Here is a 24,781-nt window from a genome sequence, read left to right as displayed (position 1 = left end):
AGAGGGAAAGGCCACACAACGTGACTGAGATCGAGATCGGGCGCGGCAAGCGCGGCCGCAGGGCGTACGCGTTCGACGACATCGCCATCGTGCCGAGCCGGCGTACGCGGGACCCGAAGGAGGTCTCGATCGCCTGGCAGATCGACGCCTACCGCTTCGAGCTGCCCTTCCTGGCGGCCCCCATGGACTCGGTCGTCTCGCCCGAGACCGCGATCCGCATCGGGCAGCTCGGCGGCCTCGGCGTACTGAACCTCGAAGGCCTGTGGACCCGGTACGAGAACCCGGAGCCCCTCCTCGAAGAGATCCGCGAGCTGAACGACGAGGGTGCGGCCACCCGCCGCCTCCAGGAGATCTACGCGGAGCCGATCAAGGCCGAGCTGATCGGGCAGCGCATCAAGGAGGTCCGCGACTCGGGTGTGGTCACCGCCGCGGCGCTCTCCCCGCAGCGCACCGCCGAGTTCTCCAAGGCCGTCGTCGATGCCGGTGTGGACCTCTTCGTGATCCGCGGTACGACCGTCTCCGCCGAGCACGTCTCCGGCGCGGCCGAGCCGCTGAACCTCAAGCAGTTCATCTACGAGCTGGACGTCCCGGTCATCGTCGGTGGCTGTGCCACCTACACCGCGGCCCTGCACCTGATGCGGACCGGCGCCGCCGGTGTGCTGGTGGGCTTCGGCGGCGGCGCCGCGCACACCACCCGTAACGTGCTGGGCATCCAGGTCCCGATGGCCACGGCCGTCGCGGACGTCGCTGCCGCGCGTCGTGACTACATGGACGAGTCCGGCGGCCGTTACGTCCACGTCATCGCCGACGGCGGCGTGGGCTGGTCCGGCGACCTCCCCAAGGCCATCGCCTGCGGTGCCGACGCCGTCATGATGGGCTCCCCGCTGGCCCGTGCCACCGACGCGCCCGGCCAGGGCCACCACTGGGGCATGGAGGCCGTCCACGAGGACGTGCCGCGCGGCAAGCGGATGAACCTGGGCGTGGTCGGCTCCACCGAGGAGATCCTGACCGGCCCGGCGCACATCCCGGACGGTTCGATGAACCTCTTCGGCGCACTGCGCCGCTCGATGGCGACCACGGGCTACAGCGAGCTCAAGGAGTTCCAGCGCGTCGAGGTCACCGTCGCGGACTCGCAGCACCGCCGCTGACCCTGCGGGCACGTACCCGGCCGGGTGGCCCGGCACCTTCTCCGCGGAGAAGGTGCCGGGCCACCCGGCTGTCGTACCGCTGCCGCTAGCCGGCCTTCTTGGCGCCGGAGATGGCGCCGATGGGGCCGAGTGCGAGGAAGACGAAGGACAGGAAGTCCAGCTCCTCCTTCCAGCCGGCGGACAGATCGCCGAAGTGCTGGGTGAGGATCTCCATCACGCCGATCGGCGAGGACTTCGAGATGTAGATCGCCAGGCCCAGGATCTGGCCGAGGTAGACGGCGGCCAGCGAGAGGACCGCGCTCACCACGATGACCGCAGGGCTCGCGCCGCCGGCCTTGGCGGCCAGGAAGCCGATCAGGAAGCCCACGCCGACCGCGGCGTAGCCGACCTCGGCCTCGACGGCGCCCATGATCGCGCCGTAGATACCGGCCGCGACCAGCGTGATCACGAGGGCGGCCAGGATGCCGAGACCCAGGTTGCCGCGGCTCGGTGCCGGGGTGGGCGCCGGGAAGCCGCCGCCGAACTGGCCCTGCTGCGGAGGGAACTGGCCGCCGGGGAACTGGTTCGGACCACCCTGCGGGGGCTGGTTCTGGCCGTACGGGTTGCCTCCGGGCTGCGGGGGCTGGTTCTGGGCGTACGGGTTGCCTCCGGGCTGCTGAGGCGGCTGAGCGGGATAGGACATGAGCGGGTTCCCCCCTGGGAGCGTGTGGCGTAAAGCGCGCATAAGTTCGGTAGTGCGCGTTGACGGTAGCAGCCAGGTGGGACAGTTGGGGGTGGGATTCCTGGCTGGATTTCCACCCCCTTTCTTTACAAGCGGAACGCCGCGCCCGCCGGGCTGGCACCCCTGGTGTCCAGCAGGAGCTGGGCCTTCACGGCCAGTCCCTGGAGGTCGTAGGTGCGGTGGTGCTGGAGCAGGATCGTCAGGTCGGCGGCGGCCGCGGCCTCGTAGAGGGAGTCGGCGCGGGGGACCGGGACGTCGCGTACGCGCCAGTACGGGACATGGGGGTCGTGGTAGGTGAGCTGGGCGCCCATGTCGTGCAGCCGGGAGGCGATTTCGGGGGCGGGGGAGTTCTCCTGGTCGGCGAGGTCGGGCTTGTAGGTGACGCCGAGGAGCAGGACGCGGGCGCCGCGGGCGGACTTGCCGTGCTCGTTGAGGAGCGTGGCGGAGCGCTGGAGTACGTAACTCGGCATCCGGCTGTTGATCTCCTGGGCCAGGCCGACCATGCGCAGTGGGTGGCCGGGGGTGCGGCTGTTGTAGGAGAGGTAATTGGGGTCTACGGGGACGCTGTGGCCGCCGACGCCGGGGCCCGGGCGGAAGGCCTGGAAGCCGTACGGCTTGGTCTCGGCGCAGCGGATGACGTCCCAGAGGTCGACGCCGAGGTCGTGGCAGAGGACGGCCATCTCGTTGGCGAGGGCGATGTTGACGTGCCGGTAGTTGGTCTCCAGGACGCCGACGGTCTCTGCCTCGCGCGGGCCGCGGGCGCGGACCACCTTGTCGGTGAGGCGGCCGTAGAAGGCGGCGGCGGACTCGGTGCAGGCGGGGGTGAGGCCGCCGATCACCTTGGGGGTGCGGTCGTAGCCGCGGGTGCGGTTGCCGGGGTCCAGCCGGCTGGGGGAGTACGCCAGGTGGAAGTCGCGTCCGGCGCGCAGCCCGGAGCCCGCTTCGAGGAGGGGGCGTACGAAGTCCTCGGTGGCGCCGGGGTGGACCGCGGACTCCACCAGCACGGTGGTGTGCGGGCGCAGCCGGGCGGCCAGGGTGCGGGCGGCGTCGGCGACGGCGGTCAGGTCCAGGGTGCGGTCCTGGCCGAGCCGGGCGGGCGCGCAGATGACGGCGGTACGGACCCGGCCCAGCTCGGCGGGGTCGGTCGTCGGGCGGAAACCACCGGCAAGCATCCGGCGGATCTCGGCGGCGGAGAGCGAGCCGTCCACGGGTGGGCGGCCCGCCGCCAGCTCGGCGACCGGGCGCGGGTCACAGTCGTAACCGAGGGTGGTGATGCCGACGGCGACGGCGGCCTGGGCGAGGGGGAGACCGAGGTGGCCGAGTCCGATGACGGCGAGATCTGCGGGCATGGCGTGAGCCGTCCTTCCCTTGGGTCCCCTGTGACCTGCGGATTTTCCCGGCACCTCCTATAAGGGGAGGTGGGGCGGCGCGCAAGCCCTGTGGACAATTCGAGCCGAGGAAATGTCAGACTAGGCGTAAATATGAACGTTTTGAGGGATTTCGGGGTGGCCTGGTGGAGCCGCCCCTTCCCCGGGTTGTCCACAGGCGGTGGCTGAGACGGGAGCCTGGGTTGAGAATCGGGGGAGTGGCCCCGGGTAGACCCCTCCACAGGAAGCGCGAGCCGTACCGACCGCACCAACCGCACCAACGGGAGGCAGCAGTGAGGACAGCGACACTGGGACCGGCGGAGCGCGCGCAAGCGCTCGCCGCGATGGCCGAGCGGGAACTGGACGTGCTGGTGGTGGGCGCGGGCGTGGTCGGGGCCGGGACGGCCCTGGACGCCGTGACCCGGGGCCTGTCCACCGGTCTGGTCGAGGCGCGGGACTGGGCGTCCGGCACCTCCAGCCGCTCCAGCAAGCTCATCCACGGCGGGCTGCGCTATCTGGAGATGCTCGACTTCGCCCTCGTACGCGAAGCACTGAAGGAACGCGGGCTGCTGCTCGAACGGCTGGCCCCGCACCTGGTGAAGCCGGTGCCGTTCCTCTATCCGCTCCAGCACAAGGGGTGGGAGCGCTGGTACGCGGGCTCGGGCGTGGCGCTGTACGACGCGATGTCGGTGTCCTCCGGGCACGGGCGCGGGCTGCCGATGCACCGGCACCTGTCGCGGCGTCATGCGCTGCGGGTCGCGCCCGCGTTGAAGAAGGACGCGCTGACCGGGGCGCTCCAGTACTACGACGCACAGATGGACGACGCCCGATATGTGGCGACGCTGGTGCGGACCGCCGCCGCTTACGGGGCGCAGGTGGCGAACCGGGCGCGGGTGATCGGCTTCCTCCGGGAGGGCGAGCGGGTTGTCGGCGTACGGGTGGAGGACGTCGAGGCGCGGGGCGAGTACGAGATCCGGGCGAAGCAGGTCGTCAACGCGACCGGGGTGTGGACGGACGACACCCAGGCGCTGATCGGGGAGCGCGGGCAGTTCCACGTACGGGCGTCCAAGGGCATCCACCTGGTGGTTCCCAAGGACCGCATCCACTCCTCGACCGGGCTGATCCTGCGCACCGAGAAGTCGGTGCTGTTCGTCATTCCGTGGGGGCGGCACTGGATCGTGGGCACGACGGACACCGACTGGGACCTGGACAAGGCGCACCCGGCGGCGTCCAGTGCGGACATCGACTATCTGCTCGAACATGTGAACTCGGTGCTCGCGGTGCCGCTGACCAGGGATGACGTGCAGGGGGTGTACGCCGGGCTGCGGCCGTTGCTGGCCGGTGAGTCGGACGCCACCAGCAAGCTGTCGCGCGAGCACACGGTGGCGCATCCGGTGCCGGGGCTGGTGGTGGTCGCGGGCGGCAAGTACACGACGTACCGGGTGATGGCCAAGGACGCGGTCGACGAGGCGGTGCACGCGCTGGATGTACGGGTCGCGGAGTGCGTCACGGAGGACGTGCCGCTGGTCGGGGCGGAGGGTTACCGGGCGCTGTGGAACGCGCGGGCCAGGATCGCGGCGCGGACCGGGCTTCATGTGGTGCGGGTGGAGCACCTGTTGAACCGGTACGGATCCCTCGCCGAGGAACTCCTGGAGCTGATCGCCGCCGACCCGGGCCTCGGGGAGCCGCTGACCGGCGCCGAGGACTATCTGCGGGCGGAGATCGTCTACGCGGCCTCGCACGAGGGGGCCCGGCACCTGGACGACGTACTGACACGCCGTACCCGGATCTCGATCGAGACCTTCGACCGGGGCACCCGGAGTGCCCTGGAATGTGCGGAGTTGATGGCTCCGGTGCTGGGGTGGGACAAGGGGCAGGTGGAGCGGGAGGTGGAGCACTACGAGAAGCGAGTGGAGTCGGAGCGGGAGTCGCAGCGCCAGCCCGACGATCTGACGGCGGATGCGGCCAGGCTGGGGGCGCCGGACATCGTGCCGTTGTAGGGGACGGCAGCGGGGGTAGGCGGAAGCAGGGTGGGGCGCGGCTCGATTGTGCGCCCTGCCCCGGGGGTGTTGGCGCTCCGCGCGTGGGGGACAATGGGGGCTCTGCCAGGGCGGGTTGCCGCATCGCCGGGGAAACCGCCGTAGCGGCCACGTGATGCACGTACAGCCATGTACGCACATGGGTGGACATGCGCCACGGAGATGCAGGACGGCCGGGCACGGGGCGAAGATCAGGGATCGCAGAGGGGACGCATGTCGGACGAGCCGGAGCAGTCGCGGAACAGCACGCAGGACGCGGTGTCCGACGAGAAGGCCACCGCGCACAAGGCCGCCGCGGACGGCACCACTGCGGACAAGGCCGTTGAGGGCAAGGCCGTCGCGGACGAGGCCGTCGCGGACAGGGCTGTCGCGGACAAGGCCGCCGGGAGCAAGGCTGCCGGGGACAAGGCCGCCGCGGACCGGAGTGCCGCGGCAGCGGCCGTCGCCGAGGCCGAAGCCGTCGAGGCCGCCAAGGATGCCGCGTCGGACACCTCCGCGGAGGTCGAGGGCCGTCTGCTGGCCGGCCGCTACCGCCTGGGCGAGGTGCTCGGCCGAGGTGGCATGGGCACCGTCTGGCGGGCCGTCGACGAGACGCTCGGCCGGACCGTCGCGGTCAAGGAACTCCGCTTCCCGACCGCCATCTACGAGGACGAGAAGCGCCGTCTGATCACCCGGACCCTGCGCGAGGCCAAGGCCATCGCCCGGATCCGCAACAGCGGCGCCGTCACCGTCTTCGACGTCGTCGACGAGGACGACCGCCCGTGGATCGTGATGGAGCTCATCGAGGGCAAATCCCTCGCCGAAGCCGTCCGCGAGGACGGGCTGCTGACGCCGCGTCGGGCCGCCGAGGTGGGCCTGGCCATCCTCGACGTCCTCAGGGCCGCGCACAACCAGGGCATCCTGCACCGCGACGTGAAGCCGTCCAACGTGCTGATCTCCGAGGACGGCCGGGTCGTCCTGACCGACTTCGGCATCGCCCAGGTGGAGGGCGACCCCTCCATCACCTCCACCGGCATGCTCGTCGGCGCCCCCTCCTACATCTCCCCCGAGCGCGCCCGCGGCCACAAGCCCGGTCCCGCCGCCGACCTGTGGTCCCTCGGCGGACTGATCTACGCGTCGGTGGAGGGAGTTCCGCCGTACGACAAGGGCTCGGCCATCGCCACCCTGACCGCCGTGATGACCGAACCGGTGGACCCGCCCAAGCACGCGGGCCCGCTGGAGGAGGTCATCTACGGCCTGCTCGCCAAGGACCCGGAACAGCGGCTCGACGACCGGGGTGCGCGGGCGCTCCTCATCGACGTACTGCGGCAGCTCGACGCGGCGGACGCCGCCGGTGACGTACTGGCCGGGGCGGACGCCACCAAGGTGGTTCCGCTTCCGCCGGTGCCGCCCGTGGTGCCCTCGGGTTCGGGGAAGAAGCCGAAGCGCGAGAAGCCCGCGAAGGTGCTGCCCGCCGCGACGGCGGCTGCCACGCCCGCGGTGGCCGGTGCTGCGGCCGCGGGTGCGGCGACCACCGCGATGGGTTCCGGTTCGGGCGGCGGGGGCACGTCGCCGGGGACGGTCGGCGGGATGTCGTCCGCCGGGCGCAAGCGGGCGCTGCTGGTGGCCGCGCTGGTGGCGACGCTCGCGGTGCTCGGCACGGTCCTCGCACTCGCGCTGAACAACGACACCCCCGAGGGCAAGAACAAGGACGGCGGCAACCCGTCGAGTTCGAGCGGCGCCACGGCCGGCGGTGACGGCAAGAGCAGCGGCAAGGACGGCGGCAAGGAAGCCGGCAAGAACAAGGACCCCGAGAAGGGCACCGACCCGGACAAGGGCACCGCCACGGGCGGCTCCGGCGGTACGAAGCCGAGCGCCCCCGCCACCGGCAAGCCTGCCGACGGCGCGCTGCCCGCCGGGTTCGAGACGGTCACCGACTCGCGGTTCCACTTCACTATGGCGATGCCCGCCGGGTTCAAGCGGACGGACATAGCGGGCAAGAATTCGGGCGGGATATACAGCAAGGACGGCGGATTCCCGCGCGTTCAGGTCGACTTCAACGACAGCCCGAAGTCGGACGCGGCGGCCGCCTGGACCGCCGCGCGTGCCGTGGTGGCCGCCACCAGCAAGGGCTACGAGCACATCGGTATCAACCCCGTCGAGTACAACGGCTACCCCACCACCGCCGACTGGGAGTTCGCACGCGACCAGCGCGGCCAGCGTATTCACGTCCTCAACCGCGGCTTCAAGGTCGATGACAAGCGCGGCTACTCGATCATGGTGAGCTGCCCGGCCGACGCCTGGAACGGCGAGGAGTGCACCAAGCTCCGCGAGACGGCGTTCGCCACGTTCAAGCCGACTGACTGACCGGGATGCGTTGACACTGCCTCGCGACGGGGTATTGCCACGTATCGTGAGACCTCGCGGACCGTACGCAGCCGCAATACGCCGGTAAACGACCGGAATTGATGGTTTCGGGTACGTCCGAGGGTCAGCCCCGGGACCGGCGGCCGCCCTTCGAGGGCCGGTCGCCGGGGGCCGGGGACAGCGGGGAAGAGCGCGCTTCGGGGAGGCGACGTGGACGACTACGCGGGTCGGGTGCTTGCCGACCGCTACCGCCTGCCGTTGCCACCCTCCGACGAGTACGACCTCGTGGAGACGCGGGCCTTCGACACGTTCAGCGGGCAGGAGGTCCTGGTCCGCCAGGTGCCGCTGCCCGAGGTGGTGGACGCGGAGTTCCTGGACGCCGACGGCGGTCCGGTGCACCGGCGTCCGGCCGGCGGGCGGGGCACCGCGCGTCGCTCGGGCGATCCGGCCGTACGGCGCGCGATCGAGGCTGCCCAGGCCGCCGCGCAGATTCCCGACCACCCCCGCCTCGACCAGGTCTTCGACGTCTTCGAGGAGGACGGCTCCCTCTGGATAGTGAGCGAGCTGGTGGCGGCACGGCCGCTGGCCGCCCTGCTCGCCGAGGCGCCGCTCAGCCCCTACCGGGCGGCCGAGGTCGCCTCCGACGTACTGACCGCGCTGCGCGTGCTGCACGCCCATGGCTGGACCCACCGGAACATCACCGTCCGGACGGTGCTCGTCTGTGACGACGGGCGCATCGTGCTGACCGGGCTCGCGGCAGGCGCAGCCGAGGAGGCGCTGTGCGGCTATGCGCCGATCCCCGGGGCGGTCGCCGGGGGAGCGGCTGCTGGGGCGCCGGGTGCGGGTGGGGCGCAGGGCGGCGGCTGGGGCGAGGCTTCGGTGCCGGTGCCCCGGGGGCATGTGGCGTCGGGGGACGGGGAGTTCGGGGGGCCCGACGCGGGCCTGCCCGCGTTGCCGACCGACTTTCTGGGGCGTCCGGCGGAGCAGCCGCAGGAGCGGCAGGCGTTGCCGTCGGGTGGGGGAACGGGAGTTCCTGAGGGGCATGCGGGGTTCATGGGGCCTGCGGGGGCGTCGGGGTTCGGGAGTCCTCCGGGTGCCGGTGGTGCCTCCGGGACCGGCCCCGCCTTTCCTGCGACGGACGCGCGGGCGGCCCGTGCCGGTGCCATCGCCGCGTACCGGGCGGGTGCCAGGGCGGCGGCCAAGGCCACCGAGGAGCAGCGCCGCCAGGGAGTGGAGCCTTCGCGCAGCCCGTACCTCCAGGACTCCGGGAGCGGCGAGGGGTCCGGCGCGGTCTCTCCGTACGGTACGACGCCGAGCGCGACCGGCCCCGGCTCGCGCGCCATCGCACCGTACGGAACGGGCAGCGGTCCGGAGCCCGGGCCAGGCAGCGGTGGAGCGGGAACCAGCGGTGCCGGGACGAGCGGTGCCGGGACCAGTGGTGCAGGGACGCGCGGCGCCGGGCCGGGCGGTGCCGGGAGCAGCACCCGCCCCGGGGCGGTCTCCCCGTACGGGCAGCCGGGCCGGGCCGTGTCCCCGTACGGCGAGCAGCCCCGCAGCGAGCGTGGCGAAGGCGTCGAGCGGGTCACCGGGCAGACGTCCGGCGGGAGTTGGCACGGGGCGCTGCCCAGGGCCGGGAGCGGTGCGGGTGGCGAGGCCCTGCGCGCCGACGAGCTCCGGCACAGCCAGCCGGGCCCGGCTCACGCGCCGGACCACGCTCCGGGACGTACGGCGGGCCAGGGACGTGTCGCAGGACACTCCGCCGACGCCGGCCGCACCCGGGGCATGGACCGCATCGGGGCCGGCCCCTACGCCCAGGGCGCCCCGGCCGACCGGCCCGGAACCGACCTGACCCCCGCCCCCAAGTCGCCGGGCGGCGGCCGTTGGGACGACGTCATCGCCGGGCTGCCGTATCGCGGCCCCAGCACCCCGCTCGCCGCCGAGCGCTCCCGGCAGACCCGGATCGCGGTCGTCGGCGCGGTCACCGAGCGCTGGGCGCCCGAACAGGCCGGTCCGGTGTACGAGAACTGGCAGCTGGCGCCGCCGATCGGGCCCGCCACCGACCTGTGGGCACTCGGTGCGCTGCTGTTCCGCGTCGTACAGGGGCATGCGCCCTATCCCGAGGACAGCACCGCCGAGCTGGTGCAGATGGTGTGTGCGGAGCCGCCCGCCTTCGCGGAGGAGTGCGGTCCGCTGCGCCCCGTCGTGGAGTCGCTGCTGCGCCAGGACCCCACCGAGCGTCCGGACTTCGAGGAGCTGCGCGGCTGGCTGCGCTCGCTGGTGCGTTCGGCGCCGGAGCCGGAGGGCGGCACCAAGGTCGTACCGCTGCCGTCGCCGCCGGACGCTGCCAGGCTGCCGATCGTGCGGCGCAGGGGCGAACTGGTACGCAAGCGCAAGGGCGGCTCGCAGCACGGGCGGCACCGCAACAAGCAGGCCAAGGGGCGGGAGCGGCCCGCGAAGCCGCCGCGCGCGCCACGGGTGCAGCGCGAGCCCCGGATCGGCGCGCGGCAGCCGCGGTCGCTGGGGAAGTGGCTGCTGCTGTTGATCATGGTGGGGCTGGTGGCGGCGGTCGTCTATGCCGTGATGGTGCTGCCGAAGGACAAGGCCGGGTCGCCGGGCGGGCAGAACACGGGCAGTGGACAGCCCGCGCGGTCCGGGCAGCCGCAGCAGCCCGCACCCGGGCGATCCGACGACCCGTCGGCCGGTCAGCCGCCCGCCGACGGCAAGGGCGACCAGGGCGAGGCCAGCAACACCCCGACCGCCCAGGAACCGCCCGCCCAGCAGAACCCCGCGTCCGACCTGCCGCCCAACTACACCCTCACCGAGCCCCGGGACGGATTCCGGGTCGCCGTCGACAAGAGCTGGCAGCGCTCGCCGATGAACGACAGCCGGCAGGTCCGTTACCAGGGGAACGACATCGAGCTGCTCATCGTTCCCGGCCGCGACACCGTCAAGGACAAGGGCAGCGACCCGATGGCCTATCAGCTCAAGGAGGAGCGCGAGTTGCAGCCGCTGCGCGACTCCACCTGGGCCTCCTCGGGCGGTCTGCGCCGCATCAGCGTCGGCCAGCAGGCGATGGCGGAGGGCCAGTTCACCTGGAAGGACAGCAGCGGCCGGGACGTCTTCGTGCGCAACCGGGCGATGATCGTCGACGGGAAGTACCACATCGTCCAGGTCATCGGCCCGGAGTCGCAGCGCGACGAGGTGACCCGGGTGTACGAGGCCGCGGTCCTTCACTACCGCTCCACCAAGTGAACGCACCCTCTCCTCCATAGCGTTACCGGGCCTCCGGCAGCCGCGTGCCGCGGTGTCGGCCGCCCGGTCACAGTGCGGTCTCGTGATCGCCCCTGTGTTCCACCTCCGCAACCCTGATCCGTAACCTTGGTCCCCTGAGACACGGGGTGGTGGGCTGGAAACGTGGAGAACGCCAACAGCAATACGGGCGGTACGAGCGGGGTCGGCGGGTCCGGCAGCGGCATCAGCGAGGGGCATCTCCTCGCCGGCCGCTACCGGCTGGGCGACATCCTCGGCAGCGGCGGGATGGGCCGCGTCTGGCGCGCCCGCGACGAGGTGCTGCACCGCACCGTCGCGGTCAAGGAGTTGCGGGCCGGGCTGTACGCGGCCGAGGCCGACCGCGCCGTACTGCACGCGCGCACCCAGAAGGAGGCGCGGGCCGCCGCCCGGATCAACCACCCCGGGGTCGTCACCGTCCACGACGTACTGGAGCACGACGACCGGCCGTGGATCGTCATGGAGTACGTCGACGGGCCCTCGCTCGCGGACGCGCTCAAGCAGACCGGGAGCTTCGACCCGCGCGAGGCCGCGAGGATCGGCCTGCACGTGCTCGGCGCACTGCGCGCCGCGCACACCGTCGGCGTACTGCACCGGGACGTCAAGCCGGGCAACGTCATGCTGGCCAGGGACGGCCGGGTGCTGCTCACCGACTTCGGCATCGCCGCCATCGAGGGCGACTCCACCATCACCAGGACCGGTGAACTGGTCGGCTCCATCGACTACTTGGCGCCCGAGCGGATCCGGGGCGAGGACCCGGGGCCGGCCTCGGACCTGTGGGCACTGGGCGCGACGCTGTACACGGCGGTCGAGGAGCGCTCGCCGTTCCGCCGTACCTCGCCGATCGGCACCCTCCAGGCGGTGATCGCGGAGGAACCCGAACCGACGTACCACGCGGGGGCGCTGGCCCCGGTGATCGTGGCGCTGCTCCGCAAGGAGGCCGGGGAGCGGCCGGGGGCGGCCGAGGCCGAGCGGATGCTGCTGGACGCGATGGAGGGGCGGCAGCCGCAGCAGGCGCAGGCACACATCCCGACGCGGCAGGTGTCCGAGGAGGAGCTGTACGCGGTGGCCCCCGCGGCTCCGACGACTCCGATGGCGGTGCCCCCGCCGGGACCGGCGGTCCCCGCGTACCCGGACGAAGCGGCGTACCCGCAACCGCACTCGCAGACCCACGCACACCAGCACCCCCAGCCGCACCCGCCGTCACCCTCGAAGGGCAACCGGCGCAGCAAGATCGTGCTGGGCGTCGTCGCGGCGGCGGTGCTCGGCGGCGGGGTGGCCTTCGGGGTGAACCAGTTCCTGGAGGAGCGGGACCCGGGCCTGGGCAGCCTGCCCGCGGACTCCGCCGGCCCGAACGACGGTCAGGGCGGCAAGCAGGACCCGAACGGCACGCAGGGCGACCCGAAGAAGGACCAGGGCAAGGACACCGGCGGCACCACGGAGGACCCCAAGAACGGGGACACCGAGCCCGACACGGGTCTGCCCGCCGACTGGCGCATGGTGCAGGAGGAAGGCTTCAGCCTCCCCGTCCCCAAGGGCTGGCAGCGTGAGGAGACCGGGCCGGGCCAGTTCGACTACACCCGGGACAACGGCCGCAACCGCATCCGCGTCAACGTCGACCCGGAACCCGACTTCGCCACCCCCTACCAGCACTTGACGGACCTGGAGCGGGCGATCTCCAAGAGCCTGCCCGAGTTCCGCCGGGTGCGGCTGGCACCGATCAACTACCGGGACCGGGCGAGCGGCGTGCTGGAATTCACTTACCGGGAGAAGACCGACAACCCCGGCAAGCGGTTCGCCATCGATCAGATGCACTTCGGCGGCAAGAACGGACCCGAGTACGCGATCTATGTGTCGGGCCCGTGGGAGGACCGGGAGAAGACCCGGGAGCGGTTCAACACGGTGGCACGGGGCTGGCAGAACGACGGTTAGCGGCCAACGCCGGGCGCGGGCGGCCCGGTGACGGGTCGTCGTGGATGCGGTGTGGGGTCTGTTACGGGTCTGCATCGCTCAACCGCCCCGGTGGTACCGGGGAGCGCACGCCCGCCAGGATGGGGGCATGACGAACGACGGGGGACAGGCGTACGAGCCCACCAGCTACGGGCTCCAGCCGCCACAGCACACGCCGCAGCAGCCACATCCGCAGCACCCCGGAGCCCCGGGCGAGCAGCCCACCCAGGTCCATGTGCCGACCCGGGCGACCCAGTTGACCGACCCCGAGGTCGGCCGGGTCATCGGTGGCCGCTACCGGCTGGTCTCCCGGCTCGGGCACGGCGGCATGGGCACGGTCTGGCGGGCGCACGACCAGGTGGTGGACCGGGACGTCGCGGTGAAGGAGCCCCGGGTCCCCGACCATCTGCCCGAGCGCGAGCGGCAGAACGTCTATCTGCGGATGCAGCGCGAGGCCCGCGCCGCCGCCAGGATCACCCATCCCTCGGTGGTCACCATGCACGACGTGGTGGTGGAGGAGGGCAAGCCGTGGATCGTCATGGAGCTGGTCCCCGGCCACTCCCTCGGTGACCGTCTCCAGGAGGGCACCCTCGACGTCCGCGACGCCGCCCGGATCGGGCTCGGCGTGCTGGGCGCGCTGGAGGCCGCGCACCGGGTCGGCGTCCTGCACCGCGACGTCAAGCCCGACAACGTCCTGCTCGGCGAGAACGACCGGGTCGTCCTGAGCGACTTCGGCATCGCCCAGGTCGAGGGCGAACAGGGGCTGACCGAGACCGGCGGCTTCGTCGGCTCGCCCGAGTTCATCGCCCCCGAGCGGGTGCTGGGCCAGCGCCCCGGTCCCGCCTCCGACCTGTGGTCGCTGGGTGTGGTGCTGTACGCCGCCGTCGAGGGCATGTCGCCGTACCGGCGTTCCAACACCCCCGCCACCCTCCAGGCCGTGCTGTCCGCCGAACCGCAGAACCCCGCCCGGGGCAACGGCGCCTTCGGTGCGCTGGTCGTGCGGCTGCTGCACAAGGACCCGGCCGCCCGACCGGACACGGCGACCGTGCGCGCCGAGCTGGAGAAGGCCGCCGGGCAGACGCCGCCGCCCCCGGTCGCGTACACCAGAGTGATGCAGCCGGGCACCGGCTCCGGCTGGGTGCCGCCGGTCCTCCAGCGCAGCAGGAAGGCGCGGTTCGGGCTGCTCGGTGGTGCGCTCGTCCTCGCGTTCGCCCTGGTGCTGATCCTGGTGAACCCCTTCGCGGGCGACGCCCCGCCGGAGAACTGGAAGGTGCACCAGGCCCTCCAGAGCGTCACCTCCAGGATCTATCTGCCGAACGACTACAAGTCGTACGACGACAGCACCGACAACACCGAGAACTTCTACGAGCCGGGCAACGTCTTCCAGGTCTATGTGGTCCGCGTCGTCATCGACAAGGACAACCAGCCGCCGGCCAAGGGCGACCGCGAGGCGTACTACACGGCGGGTGGCAAGGACAAGACGGAGATGAAGGACGCCGAGGCCAAGGTCTCCGACAGCACCCAGCAGGGCCGCCCCGCGTTCGACGCCGTCGTCGACTACACCGGCTACTCGGATTCCGACGAGGACCCGGTCCGGCGCCGACTGCACGAGCGGGTCGTGGTCGGCGAGTCCAAGAAGGCGTACTGGCGGATCACCGTGACCATGCCGTCCAACGGCAAGTTCCGCGACGAGGGCGAGCAGCTCTTCGCGGACGTCACCAAGTACCTGGAGATCCTCGAACTCAAGACCCCCTGATCGGGAAGCGCCCCTGATCAGGCCTTATGTGCCAGCAATCGCTGGCACGGTCGTGAGAGCCCGGTGAAAAGCCATTACCGATGGGTACCAAAACAGTCCGGTGGGCCATACGCTCGCCCGTATGACGGACTCCCAGGCTCTCACGGCACCCCTCGGCACCAACCCCGTGGCCACCCCGCCCACCGGCGCGCGTACGGCCGCGGACGTGATCACCCCTGAGGTGATCGCCCAGCTGACCCGGGGCGTGGTCGGTTCCGGGCGGACCGCCAACCACGGGCCGCTGACCGGCGAGAAGCTCGCCGACCTGCCGGAGTCCACCCCCGAGGACGTCGCCATCGCCTTCGAGCGGGCCCGCGCCGCCCAGGTCGCCTGGCAGACCGTCCCGGTCAAGCAGCGGGCCGCGATCCTGCTGCGCTTCCACGACCTGGTCCTCCAGCGGCAGGCCGAGATCCTCGACCTGATCCAGCTGGAGACCGGCAAGGCCAGGCTGCACGCGCACGAGGAGATCCAGGCCGTCGCGATGGCGGCCAGGCACTACGGCCGCGCCGCCGCGAGCTACCTCAAGCCCAAGCGCCACCAGGGCGCGGTGCCGACCCTCACCAAGGTCACCGAGCAGCGCCAGCCGCGCGGTGTGGTCGGCCAGATCTCGCCGTGGAACTACCCCTTCGAGCTGTCCGTCGGCGACTGCCTGCCCGCCCTGGTCGCGGGCAACGCCCTGGTGATGAAGCCCGACACGGAGACCGCGCTGTCCGCCCTGTGGGGCCGCGATCTGCTGATCGAGGCAGGGCTGCCGCCCGAGGTCTTCCAGGTCGTCCTCGGCGAGGGCCCGGTGGTCGGCCCCGAGGTGGTCAAGCACGCCGACTACGTCTCCTTCACCGGCTCCACCCGCACCGGCCGCGAGATCGCCCAGAGCGCCGGCGCCCGGCTGGTCGGCGTCTCCCTCGAACTCGGCGGCAAGAACGCCATGCTGGTCCTGGAGGACGCCGACGTCGAGAAGGCCGCCGCCGGTGCCGTCCGTGCCTGCTTCGCCTCGGCCGGCCAGCTCTGCATCTCCATCGAGCGGCTGTACGTCCACGAGTCGATCGCCGACGACTTCGTGCAGCGCTTCGTCGCCCGCACCAGGGCGATGCGCCTCGGCAACTCCCTCGCGTACGGCGCCGACTTGGGCTCCCTGGTAGGCCCGCGCCAGTTGGAGACCGTCACCCGGCACGTCGAGGAGGCCGTCACCAAGGGCGCCACCGTCCTCACCGGCGGCACCCCCCGCCCGGACATCGGTCCGTACTTCTACGAGCCCACCGTCCTGGAGGGCGTCGAGGCCCCGATGGCGGTCTGCTCCGAGGAGACCTTCGGCCCGGTCGTCTCCATCTACCGGTTCCGCGACGAGGACGAGGTCATCGCGGAGGCCAACGGCACGCCCTACGGCCTCAATTCGAGCGTCTGGACCAAGAGCGGCAAGCGCGGCCATGCCGTCGCCGCCCGACTGCGCACCGGCACCGTCAACATCAACGAGGGCTACGGCGCCGCGTACGCCAGCGTCCGCGCCCCGATGGGCGGCATGAAGGAGTCCGGACTGAGCCGCCGGCACGGCTCCGAGGGCATCCTCAAGTACACCGAGGCGCAGAACGTCGCCCACCAGCGTCTGATCCCGCTCGCCCCGTCCTTCGGGATGGACGACGAGAAGTACGCGGCGTTCATGACCACCAGCCTGAAGGTCATGAAGGCACTGCGCCTGCGCTGAGGCCAGGGGGCCCGGACCGCCGGTCCGGGCCCTTCGCGTCTCTCTATTCACTTTTCAAAGAACGAGGAGTGCACGTGTCCCAGGAGAGCTCTGCCCAAAATCCCTCCGGCGAGGGGGAGCCGGCCGACGGCGCCCCGGTCGATGACGCTCCGTACGGCGACGCTCCGTACGACGACGCTCCGTACGACGACGCCTCGTACGACTACGACGTCCTCGTCGTCGGCTCCGGCTTCGGCGGTGCCGTCTCCGCGCTCCGGCTCACGGAGAAGGGGTACCGCATCGGCGTCCTGGAGGCCGGGCGCCGCTTCACCCGCGAGACCCTGCCCAAGACTTCCTGGGACCTGAAGAACTACCTGTGGGCTCCCGCGCTGGGCCTCTTCGGCATCCAGCGGGTGCACCTGCTGGGAAACGTCATGGTCCTGGCAGGCGCGGGCGTCGGCGGCGGCTCACTGAACTACGCCAACACCCTCTACGTACCTCCCGCTCCCTTCTTCGAGGACCAGCAGTGGGCGGGCATCACCGACTGGCAGGACGAACTCGCTCCGTACTACGACCAGGCCAAGCGGATGCTGGGCGTACGCCTCAACCCGACCATGACCCCGTCCGACGTCCACCTGAAGGCGACCGCCGAGGCGATGGGGGTCGGCGACACCTTCCATCTCGCCCCGGTGGGCGTCTTCTACGGCGACGGGCGGGACGCCGACGGTACGTCTGCCTCTGCAACGACCGGCCCCGGCAGAGAAGTTCCCGATCCGTACTTCGGAGGCAAAGGTCCGGCCCGCACCGCCTGCACCGAGTGCGGCGAGTGCATGACGGGCTGCCGCCACGGCGCCAAGAACACCCTCAACGAGAACTATCTCCACCTCGCCGAACAGGCCGGCGCCGTCATCCACCCGATGACCTCCGTCCTCGGCATCTCCGAGCACCCGGACGGCGGCTACCGCGTCGCCACCGCCCCCACCGACGCCCGCCGCAAGGGCACCCGCAAGATCTACCGCGCCCACCGCGTGGTGGTCGCCGCCGGAACGTACGGCACCCAGACCCTGCTGCACGCCATGAAGGACGACGGCCACCTGCCGCACATCTCCTCCCGGCTCGGCGAGCTGACACGTACCAACTCCGAGGCCCTGGTGGGGTCCCAGACCACCGACCGCCGCTACCGCAAGGCACACGGCCCCCAGCTCGGCGCCTCCAGCGGCAGGAAGAAAGTCGACTTCACCCGAGGTGTCGCCATCACCTCCTCCATCCACCCGGACGCCAACACCCACATCGAGCCGGTGCGTTACGGCCGCGGCTCCAACGCCATGGGCGCGATGTCGATCCTCCAGGTGCCGTACGCCGAGAAGTTCCCGCGCGCACTCGGCTGGGTGGCGAACGTGGTCCGGCACCCGTCCCTGGCGGCCCGGTCGCTCTCCAACCACCGCTGGTCGGAGAAGACCATCATCGGGCTCGTCATGCAGTCCCTCGACAACTCCCTGATCACCTACCGCAAGCCGAGCGGTGTCGGAAAGGGCCTGCTCACCGCCCGCCAGGGCCATGGCGCGCCCAACCCCAAGCAGATCCCCGAGGCATCCCGCGCGGCCTCCCTGCTCGCCAAGGAGATCAACGGGTTCGCGGGCAGCAACATCGGCGAGCTGATGGGCACCCCGCTCACCGCGCACTTCCTGGGTGGCTGCCCGATCGGCGCGAGTCCCCAGGAGGGCGTCATCGACCCGTACCACCGCCTCTACGGGCACCCGGGGATCTCCGTCGTCGACGGCTCCGCGGTCTCCGCGAACCTCGGCGTCAACCCGTCGCTGACGATCACGGCGCAGGCCGAGCGGGCGATGTCGCTGTGGCCCAACAAGGGGGACCAGGACACCCGGCCCGAGCAGGGCTGCGGGTACGTCCGGCTGGCCGCGGTGGAACCGAAGAATCCGGCCGTTCCGGCGGATGCGTTCGGGGCCCTGAAGCTGCCGTTCCTGGGGATGCCGACGGTGCCGCCGAAGCCGGAAAAGGGTGAGAAGGAGAAGCGGGGCTGACGGTTCCGGCGTACGCCGCGAGGTGCCGCCGTACGCCAAGAGGGCTGCATCCCCCTCCGAATGCAGCCCTCTTGGGTCACGCTCCAGTCGCGTGCGTACACCTACAGCTGACTAGCAGCTGACTAGGCGTTGGTCTTCCTGCGTCGCACCAGCACCAGCGCACCGGCACCCAGCACCACGGCCGTGCCGCCCGCGATGCCGAAGATCGGCAGCTGCGAGGAGGCGCCGGTCTGGGCGAGGTCGCCGGTCACCGGGATCTCCTTGGCGCCGCCCTGCGGCTTGACGTCCGGGACCGGCTTGGTGCCGGGCTTGCCGTTGTCCGGCTTCCCGGGCTTGTCGTTCCCACCGGGCTTGCCCGGCTTGCCGGGGCGCTCGCCGGTCGGCTTGGAGTCGTCGATCTGGCCCGGGTTCTTACCGGCCGCGACGATCTCGAACTCGTAGAAGTCACCGCCCGAGTTGCACAGCGACTCGTCGGCCTCGGAGAGGTCCATGCCGGCTGCCACGGCGACACTGCTGCCCGCCGGGGTCGCCTTGTCGAGGCTGACGCGCAGCTTGACGTTCTCGGTGGCGCCCGCCTTCAGCGCGAACGTACCGACGAACAGGCCGTCCGGCATGCCCTCCAGCAGGTAGTCGTTCGTCCACACCTTCTTGACCGGGTCGAACATCTCGAAGTGCGCGAACTTGGTGACCAGGTCCTCCGCCTTCTCCTCCTCGTCGCTCGCGGAGAACGCGAAGACGGACGCCTCCATTTCGGCGATGTCCTTCTTGGTGTGGTTGGTGACCGTGTAGGTGAACTCCTTCCAGCCACTGCCCGCGACGATCTTGTTCGGGAAGCCGGTCAGCGCGACGCTGACGGTCTCCTCGGTGCAGAAGTCCTCCAGGTCACCGTCCTCGCCGCCGGTCTCGTCCTCGCCGCCGAGCTCGTCCTTCGGCGGGGTGACCGGCTTGTCCTTCGGCGGGGTGACCGGCTTCGGGGCGGAGCCGTCGTCCTTCTTGGGCTCCTCGCCCTTCGGCTGCTCGGGCTTCTGCGCCTCTCCCGGCGCGGGCTTCTCGTCCTTCGCCGGTACGTCGGCGGGCTTGCTCGGCGTGGCGGACGGCGTGGCCGTCGCCGACGGCGTCGGCGTGGTGGTGACGGTGGTCTCGGCGTGCACGGCCGTGGCCGAGAGCAGCGAGACCGGGGCTATGACGGCCGTGGCGGCCGCGAGGGCCAGGGAACGGCGAAGCTTCATGGGACCTCAGAAAGTCTGGCGCACCGATCGCTGTGGCGGCTCGGCGCGAGATGTGAGGGGCCTGCGGTGCGAAAGTGCACCGGAGATACCTGTGGTTACGCAGGGGAGACCGTTGTCCGTGGACGAAGGTTGTAGGTGCACTCACGAAATCTTCACGCAGGTGGCGTGGGCTGCGTCACAGTGGGCGGCGGATCCCTGCCGACCGGCTCCGAGCGTCCCCGGAGCCGACCGCCTGGGGCGACCGGTATGGCTGTCCCCTGCCCTCCGGTCACACATGCTGGAGCGAGGTCCCACGACGAACAGGCCCACAGGCCCGTACGTCACACGCCCCAGCCGGGCCACGCGTGGCACCGGGACCAACGAAGCTGCCGCCCCGGCGGTCACGCGCCGTACGAGTGAGTGCGGGAACGCACGCGCTCCCGCTCGCATCCCGCACCGGGCTCAGACGCGGCCGCGGCACAGCTCCAGCAGCGTCATCGCGAGCGTGGTGCCGGGCTTGCCGAGGGCGTCCCTGTAGTGGGCCAGCACATCCATCTCGCGGGAGAGGTTGACCCGGCGGCCGCCCGAGGTGATCCGGGCCTCCTGGATGACCGCCGAGACGGCCATCCGCTCCTGGACGAGGCCGATGATCCGGTCGTCGAGACCGTCGATCCGCTCGCGGGCCCCGGTGATGAGGGTGGCGGCGTCCTCGGTGCGGGCGCCGGTGATCTCGGTGGCGGGCTGGGCGGGGGAAGCGGTGCTGCTCATGTCCGTACTCCTGAGGTGTCGGTCGTGAAGTGTTTGTCGTGACGTGTTTGTCGTGACGTGTTTGTCGTGGACAGCGCCGCGGCCGTTCAGGTCCGGAAAACGACAAGCGCCCCGAGCCTGTCGGCCCGGGGCGCCTGGGAAGTCGCTTGTCAGTTGCTACAAGCAGCACGACCGTGGCAGCCGGACGGGCCGGGTGCCATAGGTAAAGACGAAGGTCTGGTGCTTGCGCATGGGTTCAGTATTGCCCAGGCCCCGCGCGCAGCGTCAAGCCGGTTCGTACGGTGAGACGGGAGCGGGCCCCCGGCGCGCCGGTAGAATCGACAAAACCGACCCCCTGCTCCCACCGCCGGAAGGCCGCCAGTGTCATCTGCGTCCCCCGCTGCCGCGCCCGACGTCGTTCTCGTCGTCGACTTCGGTGCCCAGTACGCCCAGCTCATCGCCCGCCGCGTCCGAGAGGCCCGGATCTACAGCGAGATCGTCCCCAGCACCATGCCGGTGGCCGAGATGCTGGCCAAGAACCCGAAGGCGATCATCCTCTCCGGCGGCCCCTCCTCGGTGTACGCCGAGGGCGCCCCGTCCATCGACCGCGCGCTCTTCGAGGCCGGTGTCCCGGTCTTCGGCATGTGCTACGGCTTCCAGATCATGGCCACCACGCTCGGTGGCACCGTCGACGACAACGGTGCCCGTGAGTACGGCCGTACGCCGCTGAAGGTCACCCGCTCCGGCTCCACCCTCTTCGAAGGCACCCCCGACGACCAGTCGGTCTGGATGTCGCACGGCGACGCCTGCTCCGCCGCTCCCGAGGGCTTCACCGTCACCGCCTCCACCGACGTGGTCCCGGTCGCCGCCTTCGAGAACGACGAGAAGAAGCTGTACGGCGTCCAGTACCACCCCGAGGTGCTGCACTCCACGCACGGCCAGCAGGTCCTGGAGCACTTCCTCTACCGCGGCGCCGGCATCGAGCCCACCTGGACGACCGGCAACGTCATCGAGGAGCAGGTCGCCCTCATCCGCGAGCAGGTCGGCGACAAGCGCGCCATCTGCGGCCTCTCCGGAGGTGTCGACTCCGCGGTCGCCGCGGCCCTCGTGCAGAAGGCCATCGGCTCCCAGCTGACCTGCGTTTACGTCGACCACGGGCTGATGCGCAAGGGCGAGACCGAGCAGGTCGAGAAGGACTTCGTAGCCGCCACCGGCGCCCGTCTGGTGGTCGTCGACGCCGAGAAGCGCTTCCTGGACGCGCTGGCCGGCGTCTCCGACCCGGAGACCAAGCGGAAGATCATCGGCCGCGAGTTCATCCGCGTCTTCGAGCAGGCCCAGCTGGAGATCATGCAGGAGGCGGGCCCCGACGTCGCGTTCCTGGTACAGGGCACCCTGTACCCGGACGTCGTCGAGTCCGGCGGCGGCACCGGCACCGCCAACATCAAGTCGCACCACAACGTGGGCGGCCTCCCCGACGACATCGAGTTCGAGCTCGTCGAGCCGCTGCGTCAGCTGTTCAAGGACGAGGTCCGGATGGTCGGCCAGGAGCTTGGCCTCCCGGAGGAGATCGTCCAGCGCCAGCCGTTCCCCGGCCCCGGCCTGGGCATCCGCATCGTCGGCGACGTCACCAAGGAGCGGCTCGACCTGCTCCGTGACGCCGACGCGATCGCCCGCGAGGAGCTGTCGGCGGCCGGTCTCGACCGCGAGATCTGGCAGTGCCCGGTCGTGCTGCTCGCCGATGTGCGCTCGGTGGGCGTGCAGGGCGACGGCCGGACGTACGGCCACCCGATCGTGCTCCGCCCGGTCTCGTCCGAGGACGCCATGACGGCGGACTGGACCCGGATGCCGTACGACGTGCTCGCCAAGATCTCGACGCGGATCACCAACGAGGTGGCCGACGTCAACCGCGTAGTGCTCGACGTGACGAGCAAGCCGCCGGGGACGATCGAGTGGGAGTGACCTTTCGGTAGGTCAACTCTGTAGGTCAACGCCGATGCCGTCACTCTCTCGTGTGGGTGGCGGCATTGCCGTACGTCGACGAACCCGGCCCGCACGCCGCCCCCTTTCCACCTCACGTACCAAGCGGTAGCTTCCGCCCCATGACCGCCGAGATACCCGCGCTGCCCGCGCCCCCGCCCGTCCCCGTCGACCAGCTCGACTTCGCGATGCCGCCCGTCCACGAGGACCCGGCGGACGAGCGTCGCTATCGCAAGGAGCGGCTGGCCGGAGCGCTGCGGATCTTCGGCTCGTACGGCTATGAGGAAGGCGTCTCGGGGCACATCACCGCCCGCGATCCCGAGTACGCCGACTGCTACTGGGTGAACCCCTTCGGGCTCGCCTTCGCCGATGTCACCGTCAGCGATCTGATCCTGGTGAACGGGAACGGCCAGGTCGTGCAGGGCCGACGGCACGTCAACCAGGCCGCGTTCACCGTCCACGCGCAGGTCCACAAGGCACGCCCCGATATCGTCGCGGTCGCCCACACGCACTCCGTCCACGGGCGGGCCTTCAGCGCGCTCGGCGAACTCCTCGACCCGATCACCCAGGAGGCGTGCGCCTTCTACGAGTCGCATTCGCTGTACGACGCGTACACGGGCGTCGCGGTCGACCCCACCGAGGGCCGCTGGATCGCCGGGGCGCTCGGCAGCCACAAGGCGGTGGTGCTGCGCAACCACGGGCTGCTGACGGTGGGGGACTCGGTGGACGCCGCCGCCTGGTGGTTCCACACGCTGGAGCGGTCCTGCCAGGTGCAGTTGGCGGCGAGGGCGGCGGGAAAACCGGTGCTGATCGGGCACAAGGAGGCGGTCGAGACCCGGGATCAGATCGGGAGCGATCTGGTGGCGTGGATCAACCACCAGGCGATGTGGCGGCGCATCAGCCGGGCGGAGCCCGAGCTGTTGGGGTAGGTGCTCGACGGGGCGGCATCCGGATGCCGTGTTCGACGGAGCGGCATCCGGTGCCGGATGACGTCAACCCGCTGACCGCGCCCTCACCCCTGACCGCCTCCCCAAGCGCCGCGCCGGCCCCTCCGTACGGCACAATTCCCTTTCATCACATGCACGTTCAAAGGTTCATAGTGAGCCGGGCCCACCGTGGGCCGGTCGGGGGAAGGGCGGCACTCGTCGTGGCGGTGCAAGAGGCCGGAGAGAGCACGCACGGCGGGGGCTGTACGTGTGGCGACTGCCCGCACGGATCCCGTGAGGGACACCGGCGTGCGGTGGCGGCATTCCTCGCGAAGCGGGACGAACTCGCCACGGGGGAGGGTCTGCCGGCGGCCGTCGCGCACTCGGCGGGGGCGTCCCGGCAGTGGGTGTCCGACGAACTGACCGAGTCCGCACGGGTGGTGGCCGAACGGTCCCGTGAGGCCGGGGAGGTCTGGCTGCGACAGCTGTGGCGCAGGACGCTGGTGGTGGTCTGGGGGGCCGTGGTGCTCCTGCTGCTCGGCGAGGCGTTCACCGCGATCGGGGCCGGCTGGACCGTCGCCCGTACGGCAGGACTCGTCGCCGCCCTGGTCACCGCGGGCCTGCTGACCGGCGCGGCCAGGGTGCACCGGGCGCGCGGCGGACTGCTCGCCCCGCTCATCGGCGAGGACAACCGGCTCTCCACCTCGCGCGCGGTCGCCGCCTCCTGGGTGCTGCTCGCCGTCTTCGCGGTGCTGGTGCTGGCCGTGCAGCTGGCCGGTGCCTCCGGCCCGGCGGACCGGGACGCGCTGATCGCAGGACTCGAACTCGCGCGTGGCGCCGGTGTGTTGACGGTCCTCGCGCTGACCTGCGCGATCGCCGTGGTGGTACGTCGCGTGGTGGGTGTCCGGGTGCTGAGGCAGACCCTGCAGAAGGTGCGGGCGGACCGGCCGCGCACCGCCGATCTGCTCACCGACGACTCGGGGCGCGGGAACTTCGGGGACATCCAGTTCGTTGTGATGTCGACCGTGGCAGTGCTCTTCGCCGCTGTACGCCTCGCCCGGCGGCCGGAGCAACTGCCCGATCTGCCATGGGGGCTGGCCCTGCTCGTGGTGGTGTCGGCGGCGACGTACTTCGCAGGGAAGTTCGCCGAGGGCGGCCGTCCCGTCGTGCTGTCCGTCGTAAGGGCCAGGGAAGCCGGGGACCTCGACGGCCCGATCCGCACCGGTGACGACATCGAGATCCGGGGCGCCGGATTCGTACCGCCGGGGGCGCAGACGCCGGACCGGCTGGCGCGGATGGTGGTGCGCATCGGGACGGTGCACGTCCATGTGCCTCTGGTGCCGGTGCCGGGTGGGTTCGCCAACCCGACCGACGGTGTGCTGACCGTGCCGGTGCCGGTCGAGGTGGAGCCGGGGGAGGTCGACGTACAGGTGGTGACGGCGGCGGGGGTCGAGACCAACCGCTGCCGGATCGACGTCACCGACTGAGCCCCGCCCAGAGCCCGGTCCACCCGTCGAACGTATGGTCAAAGTGACGCGGACGCGGCGAG

General features: G+C 71.4%; 15 protein-coding genes. 11 read left to right on the top strand and 4 right to left on the bottom strand.

From position 1 onward, the window contains the following. The first annotated feature begins 20 nt into the window (after positions 1–20). Entirely contained in the window at positions 21–1,148 is a 1,128-nt protein-coding gene (locus tag ACIA73_RS07920) for a GuaB3 family IMP dehydrogenase-related protein (protein ID WP_399437424.1), read from the top strand. Between the two features lie 85 nt (positions 1,149–1,233). Here ACIA73_RS07920 and ACIA73_RS07915 read toward each other — a convergent pair whose 3' ends face one another. Together ACIA73_RS07915 and ACIA73_RS07910 are read right to left on the bottom strand one after the other, a co-directional pair. Then, entirely contained in the window at positions 1,234–1,830 is a 597-nt protein-coding gene (locus ACIA73_RS07915) for a hypothetical protein (protein WP_399437423.1), read from the bottom strand. A gap of 125 nt (positions 1,831–1,955) precedes the next feature. Then, positions 1,956–3,218 (bottom strand): nucleotide sugar dehydrogenase, encoded by a 1,263-nt coding sequence (locus tag ACIA73_RS07910; protein WP_399437422.1) that lies wholly within the window; start codon positions 3,216–3,218, stop codon positions 1,956–1,958. 311 nt (positions 3,219–3,529) lie between these two features. Here ACIA73_RS07910 and ACIA73_RS07905 point away from each other — a divergent pair, with 311 nt between their 5' ends. From ACIA73_RS07905 to ACIA73_RS07875, 7 genes are all read left to right on the top strand, one after another. Then, the gene (locus ACIA73_RS07905; RefSeq protein WP_399437421.1) at positions 3,530–5,236 is read left to right on the top strand and encodes a glycerol-3-phosphate dehydrogenase/oxidase; all 1,707 of its coding nucleotides are present in this window, start codon (positions 3,530–3,532) and stop codon (positions 5,234–5,236) included. 252 nt (positions 5,237–5,488) lie between these two features. Continuing rightward, entirely contained in the window at positions 5,489–7,621 is a 2,133-nt protein-coding gene (locus ACIA73_RS07900) for a serine/threonine-protein kinase (RefSeq protein ID WP_399437420.1), read from the top strand. Between the two features lie 210 nt (positions 7,622–7,831). Next, positions 7,832–10,873, top strand: coding sequence for a protein kinase (locus ACIA73_RS07895; RefSeq protein WP_399437419.1), 3,042 nt, complete (start codon positions 7,832–7,834; stop codon positions 10,871–10,873). Between the two features lie 285 nt (positions 10,874–11,158). Further along, positions 11,159–12,841 (top strand): serine/threonine-protein kinase, encoded by a 1,683-nt coding sequence (locus tag ACIA73_RS07890; protein WP_399437486.1) that lies wholly within the window; start codon positions 11,159–11,161, stop codon positions 12,839–12,841. 127 nt (positions 12,842–12,968) lie between these two features. Further along, positions 12,969–14,615, top strand: a complete 1,647-nt coding sequence (locus ACIA73_RS07885; RefSeq protein WP_399437418.1) for a serine/threonine-protein kinase — start codon at positions 12,969–12,971, stop codon at positions 14,613–14,615. A gap of 121 nt (positions 14,616–14,736) precedes the next feature. Next, positions 14,737–16,353 (top strand): succinic semialdehyde dehydrogenase, encoded by a 1,617-nt coding sequence (locus ACIA73_RS07880; RefSeq protein ID WP_399437417.1) that lies wholly within the window; start codon positions 14,737–14,739, stop codon positions 16,351–16,353. 74 nt (positions 16,354–16,427) lie between these two features. Then, positions 16,428–18,374, top strand: a complete 1,947-nt coding sequence (locus ACIA73_RS07875) for a GMC oxidoreductase (RefSeq protein WP_399437416.1) — start codon at positions 16,428–16,430, stop codon at positions 18,372–18,374. A 122-nt stretch (positions 18,375–18,496) separates the two neighbouring features. On the opposite strand, the gene ACIA73_RS07870 is transcribed toward ACIA73_RS07875, so the two are convergent. Then, positions 18,497–19,603, bottom strand: a complete 1,107-nt coding sequence (locus tag ACIA73_RS07870) for an LPXTG cell wall anchor domain-containing protein (protein WP_399437415.1) — start codon at positions 19,601–19,603, stop codon at positions 18,497–18,499. A gap of 441 nt (positions 19,604–20,044) precedes the next feature. After that, a complete protein-coding gene (locus ACIA73_RS07865) occupies positions 20,045–20,350 on the bottom strand; it encodes a chorismate mutase (protein WP_399437414.1) in 306 nt (101 codons plus the stop codon). Between the two features lie 360 nt (positions 20,351–20,710). Between ACIA73_RS07865 and guaA the strand changes: the two genes are divergently transcribed. The 3 genes from guaA to ACIA73_RS07850 all read left to right on the top strand — a co-directional run bounded on the left by guaA (position 20,711) and on the right by ACIA73_RS07850 (position 24,719). Continuing rightward, a complete protein-coding gene (guaA, locus tag ACIA73_RS07860; protein ID WP_399437413.1) occupies positions 20,711–22,288 on the top strand; it encodes a glutamine-hydrolyzing GMP synthase in 1,578 nt (525 codons plus the stop codon). 140 nt (positions 22,289–22,428) lie between these two features. Continuing rightward, a complete protein-coding gene (locus ACIA73_RS07855) occupies positions 22,429–23,235 on the top strand; it encodes a class II aldolase/adducin family protein (RefSeq protein WP_399437412.1) in 807 nt (268 codons plus the stop codon). Between the two features lie 218 nt (positions 23,236–23,453). Continuing rightward, positions 23,454–24,719 carry a hypothetical protein gene (locus tag ACIA73_RS07850; RefSeq protein ID WP_399437411.1) on the top strand — a complete coding sequence of 422 codons (1,266 nt, stop codon included), beginning with the start codon at positions 23,454–23,456 and terminating at the stop codon, positions 24,717–24,719. The last annotated feature ends 62 nt before the right edge of the window (positions 24,720–24,781 follow it).

Source organism: Streptomyces sp. NPDC051561 (assembly GCF_044454195.1).
In the GTDB taxonomy this organism is placed as follows: domain Bacteria; phylum Actinomycetota; class Actinomycetes; order Streptomycetales; family Streptomycetaceae; genus Streptomyces.
Note: the sequence above shows the minus strand (reverse complement) of the source record. Positions and strands in the feature narration are given on the sequence as shown.